16 protein-coding genes are annotated in these 14,128 nt (G+C 69.3%); 7 read left to right on the top strand and 9 right to left on the bottom strand.

From position 1 onward, the window contains the following. The first annotated feature begins 19 nt into the window (after window positions 1–19). Both METFAM1_RS0100195 and METFAM1_RS0100190 read left to right on the top strand, forming a co-directional pair. Window positions 20–694: a hypothetical protein gene (locus METFAM1_RS0100195; protein ID WP_019917420.1), complete on the top strand. Its 675-nt coding sequence runs from the start codon at window positions 20–22 to the stop codon at window positions 692–694. Window positions 695–704: 10 nt separating this feature from the next. Continuing rightward, the gene (locus METFAM1_RS0100190) at window positions 705–2,207 is read left to right on the top strand and encodes a hypothetical protein (protein WP_024300329.1); all 1,503 of its coding nucleotides are present in this window, start codon (window positions 705–707) and stop codon (window positions 2,205–2,207) included. 16 nt (window positions 2,208–2,223) lie between these two features. Here the strand turns inward: METFAM1_RS0100190 and METFAM1_RS0100185 are convergent, their stop codons facing one another. The 9 genes from METFAM1_RS0100185 to METFAM1_RS0100145 form a co-directional block, all read right to left on the bottom strand. Continuing rightward, window positions 2,224–3,003: an SDR family NAD(P)-dependent oxidoreductase gene (locus METFAM1_RS0100185; RefSeq protein ID WP_019917416.1), complete on the bottom strand. Its 780-nt coding sequence runs from the start codon at window positions 3,001–3,003 to the stop codon at window positions 2,224–2,226. Then, window positions 3,003–3,542 (bottom strand): DUF3833 domain-containing protein, encoded by a 540-nt coding sequence (locus METFAM1_RS0100180; RefSeq protein WP_019917414.1) that lies wholly within the window; start codon window positions 3,540–3,542, stop codon window positions 3,003–3,005. The genes METFAM1_RS0100185 and METFAM1_RS0100180 overlap by 1 nt, the downstream gene beginning before the upstream one ends. Then, window positions 3,539–4,795 (bottom strand): MFS transporter, encoded by a 1,257-nt coding sequence (locus METFAM1_RS0100175; RefSeq protein ID WP_019917413.1) that lies wholly within the window; start codon window positions 4,793–4,795, stop codon window positions 3,539–3,541. The genes METFAM1_RS0100180 and METFAM1_RS0100175 overlap by 4 nt, the downstream gene beginning before the upstream one ends. Beyond that, window positions 4,792–5,319: a chalcone isomerase family protein gene (locus METFAM1_RS0100170; RefSeq protein ID WP_019917412.1), complete on the bottom strand. Its 528-nt coding sequence runs from the start codon at window positions 5,317–5,319 to the stop codon at window positions 4,792–4,794. The genes METFAM1_RS0100175 and METFAM1_RS0100170 overlap by 4 nt, the downstream gene beginning before the upstream one ends. Further along, complete coding sequence (locus METFAM1_RS0100165; RefSeq protein ID WP_019917411.1) at window positions 5,316–6,530, bottom strand: SAM-dependent methyltransferase; 1,215 nt, start codon at window positions 6,528–6,530, stop codon at window positions 5,316–5,318. Before METFAM1_RS0100165 ends, METFAM1_RS0100170 begins: the two co-directional genes overlap by 4 nt. Continuing rightward, entirely contained in the window at window positions 6,527–7,297 is a 771-nt protein-coding gene (locus tag METFAM1_RS0100160; RefSeq protein ID WP_019917410.1) for a DUF1365 domain-containing protein, read from the bottom strand. Before METFAM1_RS0100160 ends, METFAM1_RS0100165 begins: the two co-directional genes overlap by 4 nt. Beyond that, complete coding sequence (locus tag METFAM1_RS0100155; RefSeq protein ID WP_019917409.1) at window positions 7,294–8,577, bottom strand: NAD(P)/FAD-dependent oxidoreductase; 1,284 nt, start codon at window positions 8,575–8,577, stop codon at window positions 7,294–7,296. The genes METFAM1_RS0100160 and METFAM1_RS0100155 overlap by 4 nt, the downstream gene beginning before the upstream one ends. Window positions 8,578–8,679: 102 nt before the next feature. Beyond that, window positions 8,680–9,240 carry a glutathione peroxidase gene (locus tag METFAM1_RS0100150; RefSeq protein ID WP_024300328.1) on the bottom strand — a complete coding sequence of 187 codons (561 nt, stop codon included), beginning with the start codon at window positions 9,238–9,240 and terminating at the stop codon, window positions 8,680–8,682. Further along, window positions 9,227–9,493: a hypothetical protein gene (locus tag METFAM1_RS0100145; RefSeq protein WP_232419609.1), complete on the bottom strand. Its 267-nt coding sequence runs from the start codon at window positions 9,491–9,493 to the stop codon at window positions 9,227–9,229. The genes METFAM1_RS0100150 and METFAM1_RS0100145 overlap by 14 nt, the downstream gene beginning before the upstream one ends. Before the next feature lie 98 nt (window positions 9,494–9,591). On the opposite strand from METFAM1_RS0100145, the gene METFAM1_RS0100140 reads away from it, so the two are divergent. The 5 genes from METFAM1_RS0100140 (at window position 9,592) to METFAM1_RS0100120 (ending at window position 14,087) form a co-directional block, all read left to right on the top strand. Beyond that, complete coding sequence (locus METFAM1_RS0100140; protein WP_019917404.1) at window positions 9,592–10,506, top strand: MerR family transcriptional regulator; 915 nt, start codon at window positions 9,592–9,594, stop codon at window positions 10,504–10,506. 199 nt (window positions 10,507–10,705) lie between these two features. Then, entirely contained in the window at window positions 10,706–11,536 is an 831-nt protein-coding gene (locus tag METFAM1_RS0100135; protein ID WP_019917402.1) for a ferritin family protein, read from the top strand. After that, window positions 11,536–12,024: an adenylyltransferase/cytidyltransferase family protein gene (locus METFAM1_RS0100130; RefSeq protein WP_019917401.1), complete on the top strand. Its 489-nt coding sequence runs from the start codon at window positions 11,536–11,538 to the stop codon at window positions 12,022–12,024. The genes METFAM1_RS0100135 and METFAM1_RS0100130 overlap by 1 nt, the downstream gene beginning before the upstream one ends. A gap of 93 nt (window positions 12,025–12,117) precedes the next feature. Then, window positions 12,118–12,828 (top strand): c-type cytochrome, encoded by a 711-nt coding sequence (locus METFAM1_RS0100125; RefSeq protein ID WP_019917400.1) that lies wholly within the window; start codon window positions 12,118–12,120, stop codon window positions 12,826–12,828. Next, complete coding sequence (locus METFAM1_RS0100120; protein ID WP_019917399.1) at window positions 12,825–14,087, top strand: c-type cytochrome; 1,263 nt, start codon at window positions 12,825–12,827, stop codon at window positions 14,085–14,087. The genes METFAM1_RS0100125 and METFAM1_RS0100120 overlap by 4 nt, the downstream gene beginning before the upstream one ends. The last annotated feature ends 41 nt before the right edge of the window (window positions 14,088–14,128 follow it).

Below are 14,128 nucleotides of genomic sequence, written 5' to 3'. Positions count from 1 at the left end.
CGACCGCATATATATATAGATGAACACGTCCTTCGCCATCGCCACCGTGCTGACCATCGTCGGCGGCCTCTGGCTGGACGCGCACGGCGCGGCCTGGGCGCCGTACACCGTCGCGCTATGGACCTGGGCCCTGCTCGGCCTGATGTGCGTGCGCGCCGCACCCGAGCAGCGCGCGCAGTGGATGGTCTGCCTCGCCTGGGCCACCTTCGGTGAAATCGTGCTGTCGCTGTGGTGGGGCCTCTACGACTACCGCCTCGGCAACCTGCCGCTGTTCGTGCCGCCCGGTCACGTGCTGCTCTACGCGCTGGGCGTATGGCTGAGCGAGCGCCTGCCGCACGGTGTGACCGACGCCGTGCCGCCGCTGGCACTTGGCATGGTGCCGGCCTGGGCGCTCATCGGCGGCGACGGCATCAGCCTGCCGCTGTTCGCCGTCTACCTGATCGCCTTGCGTTACGGCCCGTCGCCGCGCCTGTACTCGACCATGTTCGTGCTGGCGCTGACGATGGAGCTGTACGGCACCGCGCTCGGCTGCTGGACCTGGCGGCCCGGGGTGCCCGGCCTGCCGCTGACGGCTGCCAACCCGCCGCTGGCGGCCGGCGCCTTCTACTGCGCACTCGACTGGTTGACCGGCCTGTACGCGCGCCGCGCCGGAACGCGCTCCGTGCAGCTTGCCGACGCCCCGCGCGCCGGCTGATCCGCAGCGCATGTTCCCGCCGCTCAGCGCCTCCCTGCCCGCCCTCGCCCGCCGCCTGCCGGGCGCCCTCGCCACCGTGCACCGCTGGCTGGGCATCGCCGGCTGCCTGCTCTTCGTCATGTGGTTCGGCTCCGGGCTGGTGATGAGCGTGGTCGGCTTTCCGTCGCTGAGCGACGCCGAACGCCTGCACGGACTGGGCGCGCTCGACGCGGCGCAGATCCGCGTGTCGCCGACCGCGGCGCTGCAGGCCGCCGGTGTGCACAGTTTTCCGCGCCGTCTGTGGCTGGAAGCGCTGCCGCGCGAGGGCGGCGGCAGCGAGCCGGTGTGGCGCATGAGCATGGCCGACGGCGGGCGACACGCCATCAGCGCGCGCAGCGGCGCACGCGTAACCGCCATCGACGTCGCTCGGGCCGAAGCCATCGCGCGCGCCTTCTCCGGCCAGCCGAACGTCCGTCACCTGGGTATCGTCGAGCGCGATCAATGGACGGTGCTGGCGACGCTGGACCGCCAGCGCCCCTTCCACCGCCTCGCGCTGGACGACGACGCCGGCACCGAGCTTTACGTATCGGCGCGCAGCGGCGAGGTGGTGCGCGACAGCACGCGAAGCGAGCGTTTCTGGAACTGGGTCGGCGCCGTGCCGCACTGGTTCTACTTCACGCCGCTGCGCGAACAGTCGGCCCTGTGGCGGCAGACGCTGCTGTGGGTGTCCGGCATCTGCTGCATTTCGGCGCTGAGCGGCCTGCTGCTCGGACTGCTGCGGCTGCGCCGGCGGGCACCGCTCAGTCCCTTCGCCGGCTGGATGAAGCTGCACCACCTGGTCGGTCTGGGCGGCGGCCTGTTCGTGCTCGCCTGGATGGTCAGCGGCTGGCTGTCGATGTCGCCCGGCGACTGGCTGCGCAACACGCCACCGGGCAACGCGGCGATGGCACGCTACACCGGCAGCGTGGCCGCCACGTTTCCGTGGCCGCAAGATGTGCGGGCGCTGGCGCCGCTGTTCGCCGAAGCGGACTGGAAGGAGGCGCAGCTCTACTGGGTGCGCGGTCAGGCGCGCATGACGCTGACCGCCGGCAACGGCTTCCTGCGCAGCGTGGACATGCCCGACCTCGGCCACCCGGACGTGACCGAACACCACGCCGAAGCGGTGGCGCGCGCGCTGATCCCGGACGCGCGGCTGGCGGCGATCGAACGCCTGATCCACGAGGATGCCTGGTGGTACGCCCGCCGCGACGCGAAGGAACTGCCGGTTTGGCGCGTGAAACTCGAGGACGACGCCGAAACCTGGGTGCACATCGACGCGCTCGACGGTCGCCTGCTCGGCACAATGGACCGCGACGCCCGCCTGCGCCGCTGGCTGTTCAACGCGCCGCACAGCTTCGAACTGCCGGCCTTCGCCGATCGCCCGGCGCTGCGCTATGCGTTGCTGTGGCTGGCCGCGCTGGCCGGCCTCACGCTGTCGGTCAGCGCCGTGGTGATCGCCGCCCGACGACTGACGCGGACTCGCGCAGCGCGCTGAGCAGCGGGCGCTCCGCTCACAGGCCGGTCATTCGCCTGACCGCGGCGAAGTACAGCCGGTAGGGCAGCAGGCGCAGCAGCCGCAGCCAGCCGGTGAAGCGCTTCGGAAAATGGATGTGGAAATCGCCGCGCGCGAGGCCGGCGAGGATATGGCCGGCCGCCTCGTCGGCGCTGATCAGCGCTGGCATCGTGAAGTCGTTCTGCGCGGTCAGCGGCGTTTCGACGAAGCCCGGGCACACCAGATGCACGCCCAGCCCGCGCGGGCGGATGTCCATGTACAGCGCCTCGGCGAAATTGATCAGCGCCGCCTTGCTCGCGCCATAGACCAGCGCCTTCGGCAGTCCGCGGTAACCGGCAACGCTGGACACGATGACCAGCGCGCCGGCCTGCTGCACCAGCATGCCGGGCAGCACCGCGGCGCAGCCATGCATGACGGCGGCGACATTGGTGCGCAAGGTGGCGTCGACGTCTTCGTCGTCCAGCTCCCAGGCGCGTACCGGACGGTAGCGCGCAGCGACGAAGAACACCGCATCGATGCCACCCCAGCATGCCCACAGTTCGGCGGCGCCGCGCGTCAGCGCGCCCGGTTCGCTGACATCCATCGGAAGCTGCAGCACGTTCGACGCACGGCCGGCCACGTCGGCCAGCCGCGCCGCGTCGCGGGCGGTCAGCGCGACGCGCGCGCCCGCCTCGATCAGCCGGCGCGCCAGTGCGGCGCCAATGCCGCTGGACGCACCGATCACCCAGACGCGTTTGCCGGCCCAATCCTTCACGGGCGGATTCAGCGGCGCGAACATCACGGCGCGCCGCGGGTGAAGGACAGCGTCACCTCGCCCAGATGGACGCCGAACTTGCTCATCGCCGAGCGGTTCAGCATCACCTTGTCGTCGATCAGATACATCCAGTCGTCGAAGTCGACGTTGTAGACCTTGTCGTCCACCGGCAGCGCCAGCACGTAGCGCCAGCGCAGCGCATTGCCGCTCGCCTCGCCCGTCGCCTCACCGACCACGTCGTCGGCACGGCCGCTGTAGCGGCCCTCGCCGAGGTGGCGGATGGTCCAGACGCGGCGGCTCTGCGTGCCGTCGCTCCACTCAAAGCGCTCGTCCAGCGTGCCGGTGTCACCCTGCCAGCTGGCATCGATGCGGACGACGAAACGCTTGATCACCTCGCCGCCACGATCCTGGAACATGCCCCAGCCGGTCACCGGGCCATTGAAATACTGCTTCAGATCGAGCACCGGTTTCTGCGCCGCGTACTTCTCGACCGGCACGCCACCGCAGCCGGCCAGCGTAGCCAGCCCGAGCACCGACAGCAGTCGGCACAGCATTTTCTTCATGATGAAGCTCCTTGCAGATCGGGTTCGAGCCGGCGCGTGCCGGCCCACAGCAGACAGAGCGCCGCCGCCTTCAGCAGCAGCGGCAGCAGCGCATAGACGGCGGTCAGCGCGGCGCGCGCCTCGTCGCCCTGTTCGCCCGGCCGGTAGCCGAGCAGCGCCAGCGCCGGCAGTGCGACGCCGGCCGCGAGGGCCAGATTGAGCTTGGTGACGAAGGTCCACACGCCGAAGCTGCCGCCCGCCGGCAGCGGCTCTTCTCGCCGCGCGATCAGGCCGGCCAGCAGCGCCGGCGGCAGCGCGAGGTCGGCGCCCAATGCGATGCCCGAGCCGACGCAGATGAGCATGAAGGCGGTGGCGTCGCCCGGCCCCAGCGCCCATGCCCAGCCGAACACCGCGATCGCCAGCAGCATCGACGCCGCCCAGCTGCGCGCGCGGCCGATGCGGTCGGCCAACCGCGTCCACAGCGGCAGCGCCAGCACGCCGGCGACGAAATACAGCGCCAGAAACAGACCTTCGCGCTCCGGCGCCTGCAGCACGTCGGCGATGAAGAACAGCACCAGCGTGCCGGGCACCGCCGCCGCGATGCCATTGAGCGCGAACACCGCGAGCAGGCGGCGGAAGCGCGCGTGCCGCATCACCTCGCGCAGCGTGACCAGCAGCGGCTGCTCCGTCGCCTGCGGCCGCAGGTCCGGCACCGCGGTCGCGGTCATCAGCGCGGCCAGCGCAAGCCAGGGCAACCAGTACAACACGGCGCGCCACAGGCCGTCGGGCGCGTCGTCGGCCAGCAGGCCGGGCGCGACCGACGCGGCGACCACGCCGACCAGCGCCCAGCCCTCGCGTGAGGCCACCAGCCGGGTGCCCAGCGCGGGCGTGGTCGACAGTTCGGCGCCCCAGGCGGCGTAGTTGATGGTGGCGATGCTGTAGCCGGCATAGACCAGCAGCAGCGCGCCGACCAGCCAGAGCAGCGGGTCGATGCCGGCCAGCGGCTTCACCAGCGCGGGCAGGCCGACCGCCAGCGGCAGCAGGCCGAGCAGCACGATGACGCGACGCCCGCGCGCGCGATCTCCGGCGGCGCCGATCAAGGGGTCGGCCAGCGCATCGACCAGACGCGCGGCGAACAGCACGACGCCGAGCAAAGTCAGCGACACGCCGTAGTGCTCGGCGTACAGCTTGGGGATATGGATGTAGATCGGCAGCGCGGCGGCCGCCAGTGGCGCACCGAGCAGGCCGTAGGCGAATACCCGCGCGGTGTTCACCGCGCCTGCCCGGCCTCGGCCAGCAGCTTCGCGCGCAGCGCCGGCTCGCGCGTGCGCGGATCGAGCCAGATGGCGAAGAAGGCGTCGGACAGCGCACGGTCATCCACCGCAGGAAGCGCCCGACCCTGGTGGAAAAAACGCGCGCTGCCGTCAGCCAGCTTGACGCCGGTGATCACCTCGCCTGCCTTGACGTTGGGGAACACGCCGGCGAGCACGTCCTGCCAGCGCGCCAGCTTCGCGTCGTCGCGCTCACCGAGCCGACGGATTTCGTCGATGCTGGCGCTGGCCAGCCGCACGCCGTCGAAGTCGCGGGCGTAGCGCAGGCTCAGCGCAAAGCCGCCGGTCGGCTGGTAACGACCGCCGCTGGCCCACAACGTCGCGTCGTACAGCTTGAGTCCGAACCAGCGCATTTCTCCACTGCCCAGCGGCTTCGGATCATCAAGCAGATCGATCGCGCCGGCCGGTGGCTGCGCGAACGCGCAGGCCGAAGCGAACATCAGCGCGCAGAGCAGACGCCTGATCACGGCTTCACCAGATGGAACTGATGCACATCGATCGATCCGGCGCGGAAGCCCGCCTCGCAGTAGGCGAGGTAGAAGCGCCACAGCCGCTGGAAGCGGGTATCAAAGCCGAGCGCGCGCAGGGCGTCGGTGTGCTGCTCGAAAGTTTCGCGCCAGCGCGCCAGCGTGATCGCGTAGTCGAGGCCGAAGCGGTAGTCGTCGCACACCTGCAGGCCGGCCTGCCGGGCCTTGTCCACGAACACCGACGGCGACGGCAGCATGCCACCCGGGAACACGTACTGCTGGATGAAATCGGTGCCCTTGCGATAGCGCGGGAACAGATCGTCGGCGATGCTGATGGTCTGCACCACCGCCTCGCCGCCGACCGTCAGCAGGCCGTTCAGCTTGGCGAAATAGGTCGGCCACCAGCGCTCGCCGACCGCCTCCAGCATTTCGATCGACACGATGCGGCTGACCTGACCCCGCAGGTCGCGGTAGTCGCACAGTTCGAAGCTGGCGCGGTCGGCGAAGCCGCCGCGCTGGGCGCGCTCGCGTGCCCAGGCGAGTTGGGCCGGCGACAGCGTCACGCCGTGCACGAAGGCACCGTTGTCCCGCGCCGCCACCTCGGCGAAGCCGCCCCAACCACAGCCGATCTCGATCACCGGCTGCTCGCGCTGCAGGCGCAGCACGCGGGCGATGCGCGCGTACTTGGCGTGCTGGGCCGCCGCCAGATCGCGCTGCGCATCGCCTTCGAACAGCGCGCTCGAATAGGTCATGCTGCGGTCCAGCCACAGGGCATAGAAATCGTTGCCCAGATCGTAGTGCGCCATGATGTTGCGGCGGCTTCCGCTGCGCGTGTTGGCGCGGCAGAGGTGGCGCACGCGGGCCAGCGCGAGCGCCAGCAGGTTGCCGTGGATGGCGCGCCCGAGGGCCTCCCGGTTCAGCGCGAACAGCGTGAGCACGCGCGCCAGGTGGTCGCTGTCCCACAGTCCGTCGAACCAGGCTTCGCCGAGGCCGATGTCGCCGCGTGCGATCACGTGATCGAAGGTGGCCCAGTCCTTCACCCGCATTTCCACCGGCTCGCCGTGGTGGCCGAAGGACAGCAGCTCGCCGCTCGGCAGCGTCATCAGCAGCCAGCCGTGCTCGATGCGCTCGAGCAGTCGGCACACCTGACGGGCGGCGAACGGCAGCGCGTTCCGGCGCTCAAGCGAAATCAGGACGTCGGGCTGATTCATCGGGTCATTTCCTGTACGGGAGGTTGTGGTTTGCTGAAGAAGGGCACGCGCGCGCGCCACAGATGGAAGGCCTGCACGTGGATGCGCGCGATCACCGCCAGCGTCATCAGCGGGTGCGCGAACAGCGCGCGCCAGGCGGCAGCCCGGCTCATGGTTTCGGCACGACCGGACACGCGTGTGCGCAGCCGGCGTTCGCCGCCGTCGTGATAGTCGATGGCCACCGCGTGCAAGTCGCCCCGCCGGTCGAAGCGGAAGCGGTAGCTGCCGCTGACCGGGAAGAAGGGGGACACGTGGAACACCTTGCGCGTCTCCATCCACTCGCCGTCGCCGATCGGCCGACCGTCGGCGTGCGCGACCAGGTAGTCGTGGCGCTCGCCGAAGGTGTTGTTCACCTCGCACAGCACGGCGCGCAGCGCACCGGCACGGTCATGGCAGAACCAGAAGCTGACCGGGTTGAAGACGTAGCCGAACAGCCGCGGCATGGTCTGCAGCACCACTTCGCCGTCGGCACAGCCCAGCCCCTCGCGCGCCAGCAGCGCACGTATCCAGGGCAGCGGGTGCGATCCGTCGCGCGCGCCGTGGTCGCGGTAGTGGAAGGACAGCGGCGCCCAGCGGTTCAGCGCCAGCATCGGTACCGGCTGCAGGCCAAGACGGCTCAGCGCGATGCGCAAGAAGAACAGGCGATAGGCGAATCGCGTGCGCACCGGCGTCGCGCGGGCATGCATGACCGCGCCGCGACAGAGGCTGACCGCCACCACATCACTCATGCGGCCAGCACCTCGCCGCTGCGCTGCCAGGGAATGTCCACGCCCAGGTGACGCGCGACGCGCACCGCCGACGCGAGACCGTCTTCGTGGAAGCCGTAGCCGGTCCACGCGCCGCAGAACCACAGGCGATCGCGCCCCTGGATTTCCGGCAGCCGCGCCTGCGCGTCGATGGCCGGACCATCGAACAGCGGATGCGCGTAGTCGATGCGAGCGATCACGCGGGCCGGATCCGGCTCGATGAATGGATTCAGCGACACGACGACCGGCTGCTCGAAAGGCAGCGGCTGCAGCCGGTTCATCAGATAGGACACGCTGACCGGCCGGCTGTCCGGCGCGCCGACGCCGGCCATGTAGTTCCACGACGACCAGACGCGGCGGTTGCGCGGCAGCAACGCGGTGTCGGTATGCAGCACGGCGTGATTGGGCTGGTAGCGGATGGCGCCGAGCAGGCGCCGCTCGGGCGCCGTCGCCGTATCGCCGAGCAGCGCCAGCGCCTCGTCGGAATGACAGGCCAGCACCACCTGGTCGTAGCGTTCGAGCACGCCGGCTGCCTGCACCAGCACGCCGTCCGACACACGCTGCAGGCCCTTCACCGCCGACGCGCGCCGGACGTCCTGCAGCGCGGCCGCCATGCGCTTCACATACTCGCGCGAGCCGCCACGTACGGTGAGCCACTGCGGCCGGTCGTTCACCCGCAGCAGACCGTGGTTGTGACAGAAGCGGGCAAAAGTGGCGAGCGGGTAGCTCATCATGGTCTGCGTCGGACAGGACCAGATGGCCGCCGCCATCGGCAGCAGGTACCAGTCGCGGAAGGCGTCGCCGTAACGGTGCCGCACCAGGAATTCACCGAGCGAAATGTGCTCGGCGCTGCCGTTGGCGGCCCTTTCGGTCACTTCCGAATTGAAGCGCAGGATGTCCTGCAGCATGCCCCAGAAGCGCGGGCGCGCCAGATTGGCCGGCTGCGCGAACACGCTCGCCAGATTGGTGCCGGCCCATTCGATGTCCGGCTCGCGCAAGGACACGCCGAAGGACATGTCGCTGTCGGCGATCGACACGCCGAGCAACGAGAACAGGCCGCACAGGTTCGGATAGGTGTCGCGGTTGAACACGATGAAGCCGGTGTCGACCGGATGGCTCACCCCGTCGATTTCGACGTCCACCGTGTTCGAGTGACCGCCCAGGCGGCCCTCCTGTTCATACAGCGTCACCTCGTGCTGGCGCGACAGCAGCCACGCTGCCGACAGACCCGAAATGCCCGCCCCCACCACCGCAATCTTCATTATTTTCTGCCTCCAGCCCAGCGCTACACGCGAACGGGCGTTATGGATTCACCTGCGCGGATTCACCTGCTCGGATTTGCGTGTGCGATCCGCCGATGTGCGTCATCTGCCCAGAGCCGCTTCGATCTCGCGCAGCAGCACGTTCGAATCGGGTGCCACGTTGCTGGGGAAGGCGGTCACCGTGCGGCCGTCGCGCCCGATCAGGTATTTGTGGAAGTTCCACGCCGGCTCAGAACCTGAGGCCTTCGCCAGATCGGCGTAGAAGGGGTGGCGCTGGGCACCCTTCACAGAGGTCTTCGAGAACATCGGAAACTTGACGCCGTAGGTCATGCTGCAGAACTCGGCGATGTCCTTGTCGCTGCCAGGCTCCTGGTTGCCGAAGTCGTTCGACGGGAAGCCGAGCACGGTCAGGCCGCGTTTGCCGTAGCTGTCCTGCAGCTTTTCCAGCCCGGCGTACTGGCCGGTGTAGCCGCAGCGGCTGGCGGTATTGACCACCAGCAGCACGCGGCCGCTGTACTCGCACAGCGACCGCGGCTTGCCGTCTAGCAGGCCGGGAATCGAACGATCAAGCAGCGTCGGGCAGGCGTCGGCCGCAGCCGCAGTCATCGAAGTCAAGGTCGTCACCAGCGCGAAGGCGATGCGCAGCACGTCAGCGCGCAACACGGGCCGACTCGCAGCAGCGCGCCGAAGCGTCGACGACGAGGTGCGCCGGGAAGTAGCCAGCGGTCGCGGCACGATGCAGATGCACCAGCGCGTCGGTCTGGCTCGACGCCGGCTTGACAGAGGCCGACGCTTTCTGCGCCGGCGCAGCGGAGCGTTCATGGTCGACCGGTTCGGCCGCCGACGGCATGACGGCCGACGCGGACACGCAGAACAGCATTGCCAGCGCGCTTGTAGCGCTTCCTGCAGCTTTCATCGTCTTCATACCGCCCCCTTTTTGTCCTGGACAAAACAAGACTCAAGCCGTAATCTAGGACTCATGAGTCGCCATGTCAACGATTTGTCCAGGACAAAATGAGTGCTCACGCATCGGGGCTGTCCCTGCTGACCATCAGCGCGGTGGAGCGGGAGACCGGCCTTCTGAAAGACACGCTGCGCGTATGGGAACGTCGCTACGGTTTCCCCAAACCCATCCGCGACGAGGCCGGCGAGCGGCTGTACTCGCTCGAAGATGTCGGCAAGCTGCGCCTGATACGCCGCCTGATGGATCAGGGCTGGCGCCCGGGCAAGCTGCTGGCGGCCAGCGCGGCCGAACTGCAACTCATCATCGAGGCCGAACAGGCCTCACGCGTGCCGGCGCTGCTGGCCGGTGAAATACTCGACGCCATCCGCAGCCATGACGTCGAGGCATTGCGCCGGGTGTTCCAGCAGACGCTGCTCGAAAAGGGCCTGCAGGGGCTGGTCACCGATCTGGTCGCGCCGCTCAACGTGGACATCGGCGAAGCGTGGATGCGCGGCGACATCGGCGTGCCGGACGAGCACTTCTATACCGAACAGACGCAGTCCTTCCTGCGCGGAACGCTGGCCAGTTACGCGCGCACCGGCAAGCCGCCGCGCGTGCTGCTGACCACGCTGCCGGAGGAAGAACACGCGCTCGGCCTGCTGATGGTCGAGGTGATGCTGACCGCCGAAGGTGCGCAGTGCTGTTCGCTCGGGCCACGCATGCCGCTGGCCGACATCCGCACTTCGGCCCTCACCGCCAGCGCCGACATCGTGGCGCTGTCCTTCAGTTCCGCCTTCCCGGTACGCCAGGCCATCGCCGGCATCCGCACGCTGCGCGAGGCCCTGCCACAGACGGTGGAACTGTGGGTCGGCGGCGCCGGTGCGCGCGACAAGCTGCGCAACGAAGCCGGCGTACGCGTGATACGCGGCATCGCCGACGTCGGGCCCGCTGTCCGTGCCTGGCGGGACGCCCACGCCAGCCACTGAACCGGGCAACGGGAAACACACGCTTTTCCGGCGATCCGCCGGCGTCCATCCATGATTGAATAGGCAGCTGCGTAGCGGTCGGCTTGCGTCGCGCATGCGCGGACCTCGCTACGCGGACGACGGAAGCGGGATGCGGCCACGAGCTGTCATCGGGCTGACTTCTGCTCGCGTAAAATGCTTTTTTCTTCAGGAGCCCTTCATGCTCTATCCCGAACTGTTCAAGTCACTCGAATCCGCCCGCTGGGACATGGCGAAAGACGTGCCCTGGGACAGTTTCGACGCCGCGCTGCTGTCCGACGAGCAGGCGATGACGATCAAGATGAATGCCATCACCGAATGGTCGGCGCTGCCGGCCACCGAAATGTTCCTGCGCGACAACCGCGACGATTCCGACTTCTCGGCCTTCATGTCGATCTGGTTCTACGAGGAACAGAAGCACTCGCTGGTGCTGATCGAATACCTGCGCCGCTTCCGCCCCGAATTGGCGCCGACCGAAGAGGAACTGCACGAAGTGCGCTTCGAGTTCGACCCGGCGCCGGCGCTGGAGACGCTGATGCTGCATTTCTGCGGTGAGGTGCGCCTGACCCAGTGGTACCGCCGCGCGTCCGAATGGCATACCGAGCCGGTGATCAAGCACATCTACGACCTGCTGTCGCGCGACGAGGCCCGTCATGGCGGCGCCTATCTGAAGTACATGAAGCGGGCGATCGATCAGGCCGGCGACGCCGCGCGCGCCGCGTTCTCGAAGATCGGCATGCTGATGGCCGCCAGCGGCCGCGCCGGCAAGCCGATGCACCCGACCAATCTGCACGTGAGCAAGGCGCACTTCCCGCGCGACACCGTGCAGTCGCGACTGCCCGACCCGGAGTGGCTGGAGCGCTGGCTGGACGAGCAGATCCGCTTCGACAAGGACTGCGAGGCGCGCGTGATCGGCGGCATCCTGCGCAACCTGAGCTCGCTGTTCGGCGAAAGCTTCAAGACGGTGGGCGACCTGAACCGCTTCCGCAAACAGTACGCCGGCGCCGCCTGATGCGGGGCGGCACGCCGGCCTTCGAAGCCAAGATCTGCCCGCCGGACGAGATCGCGGCACGCCGCGGCGCGCTGCCCGGCCCGGTGGTGTTCACCAACGGCTGTTTCGACATCGTGCACCGCGGCCACGTCACCTGCCTGGCGCAGGCGCGCGCGCTCGGCGGCTCGCTCATCGTCGCGCTGAACACCGACGCCTCGGTGAAACGCCAGGGCAAGGGCGAGGACCGCCCGGTCAATGCGCTGGCAGACCGCGCGGCGGTGATCGCCGCGCTGGAGTCTGTCAGCCTGGTCACCTGGTTCGACGCCGACACGCCGCTCGACCTGATCAAGGCGTGCGCACCGGACGTGCTGGTCAAGGGTGGCGACTGGCCGGTCGAGCGCATCGTCGGCGCCACCGAAGTGCTGGCGCGCGGCGGCCGGGTCGAATCGATCGCCTTCGAACACGAGCGTTCGACCACCGCGCTGCTCCGTAAGATACGCAGCCTGTGACTGCACCGTTACGGTGCATCGGGTCATAACCCGGCGCTTGCCGCGACTGCGCTTATCATCGGGACGCATCGTCGCACTGCTTCCCGCCCGGTCATGATCCGCCTTAGCTCCCTTCCTGCCCTGCTGATCGGCGCAGCCCTGATCTGCACCACGGCCGTCGCCGCACCGGACGCCGCTGCCGACCTCGAACAGCGCGTGCTCGCCTGTACCGGCTGCCACGGCGCCGAAGGCCGTGCCGCCGCCGACGGCTACTACCCGCGCATTGCCGGCAAACCGGCCGGCTATCTGTACAACCAGTTGCTGAACTTCCGCGATGGCCGCCGTCAGTACCCACTGATGACCGGTCTGCTGCAGACGCTCAGCGACGACTACCTGCGCGAGATGGCCAGCCACTTTGCGGCGCTCGAACTGCCCTACCCACCCCCTGCACGCGCCGCGCAGAAGCCTGCCGTGCTGGCACGCGGCGAGGCACTGGTGCGCCACGGCGACGCGGCGCGCGACATCCCGGCCTGCGAAAGCTGCCACGGCAGCGCGCTGACCGGCGTCGCCCCGGCGATACCCGGCCTGCTCGGCCTGCCGCGCGACTATCTGGCAGCCCAGCTCGCCGGCTGGAAGAGCGGCATCCGCCAGGCGCACGCGCCGGACTGCATGGCGCAGATCGCCCGAAGCCTGAGCGCCGACGACATCCAGGCGCTTGCCCACTGGCTGTCGTCGCAGCCGGTCGCCCAGGGCGGCAAACCGGTCGCCCGTCTCGACAAGCCGCTGCCGATACGCTGCGGCGGTGTGCCGGAGGGCGCGCGATGAAGCGTCTCCTGATCGCAGCGCTGCTGCTCGCCGCCTTGGCAGGCGTCTATCTCGCGCTGCAACCGGCCGCGGATGAGCCGGCCGCCGGTGCGGCGGATGAAGACCGCGCGGCACAGGTCGCGCGCGGCGAGTACCTTGCGCGCGCCGGCAACTGCATGGCCTGCCACACCGCACCGGGCGGCACGCCCTGGGCCGGCGGCCGCGCGATGGACACGCCCTTCGGCACGATCTTCACCAGCAATCTGACGCCGGACCCGACAAGCGGGCTCGGCCAATGGACGGCCGACGACTTCTGGAAGGCGCTGCACGAAGGTCGTGCACGCGACGGCCGCCTGCTCTACCCGGCCTTCCCCTACACCAGCTACACCCGCGTCACACGCGCCGATGCCGACGCGATCTGGGCCTGGCTGCAGACGCTGCCGCCGGTCGAAAAGCCGAACCGGCCGCACGCGCTGCGCTTCCCCTACGACACGCAGGCGGCGCTGCTGGCCTGGCGGGCGCTCTATTTCAAGCCGGGCGTGTTCGTCGCCGACGCGACCAAGCCCGAGGACTGGAACCGCGGCGCCTATCTGGTTCAGGGGTTGGGTCACTGCAGCGCCTGCCACGCGCCGCGCAACGCACTGGGCGCGAGCAGCGATCCGGACGCGCTGGCCGGCGGCCTGATGCCGGTGCAGAACTGGTACGCGCCCTCGCTCACCTCGCCGCACGAAGCCGGCGTGGCCGACTGGGCAAAGGACGACATCGTGGCGCTGCTGCGCGACGGCGTGAGCGGCAACGCAACCGCCGCCGGGCCGATGGCCGAGGTGGTGTTCGGCAGCACGCAATTCCTGTCGGCGACCGATCTCGACGCGATGGCGGTCTATCTGAAGTCGCTGCCGGTGACGCAGTCGGTGAAGGCGGAGTCGACCGGCGTACTGGACGAACTGCGGCGCGAGCGCGGCACCCAGCTCTATGGCGAGCACTGCGCCGACTGTCACGGCGAGCGCGGCGAGGGCAAGCCGGGCGTCTGGCCGGCGTTGGCCGGCAACCGCGCGGTGACGATGGACCCGCCGGCGAACACGGTGCGCATCGTGCTGGGCGGCGGCTACGCGCCCGCCACGCGCGGCAACCCGCGTCCCTACGGCATGCCGCCCTTCGCCGCCGCACTCAGCGACGACGAAGTGGCGCTGGTGGTGTCGCACATCCGCGGTAGCTGGGGCAATACCGCGTCGCCGGTCAGTTCGCTCGACGTGCAGAGACTGCGCGGCAATCTGCGCTGACGCGGATCGATGGATGTAAAAAAGGGCGCCGCATGCGGCGC

This window comes from Methyloversatilis discipulorum (assembly GCF_000527135.1).
Classification (GTDB): domain Bacteria; phylum Pseudomonadota; class Gammaproteobacteria; order Burkholderiales; family Rhodocyclaceae; genus Methyloversatilis; species Methyloversatilis discipulorum.
This window is presented reverse-complemented; position numbering and strand designations above follow the sequence as displayed.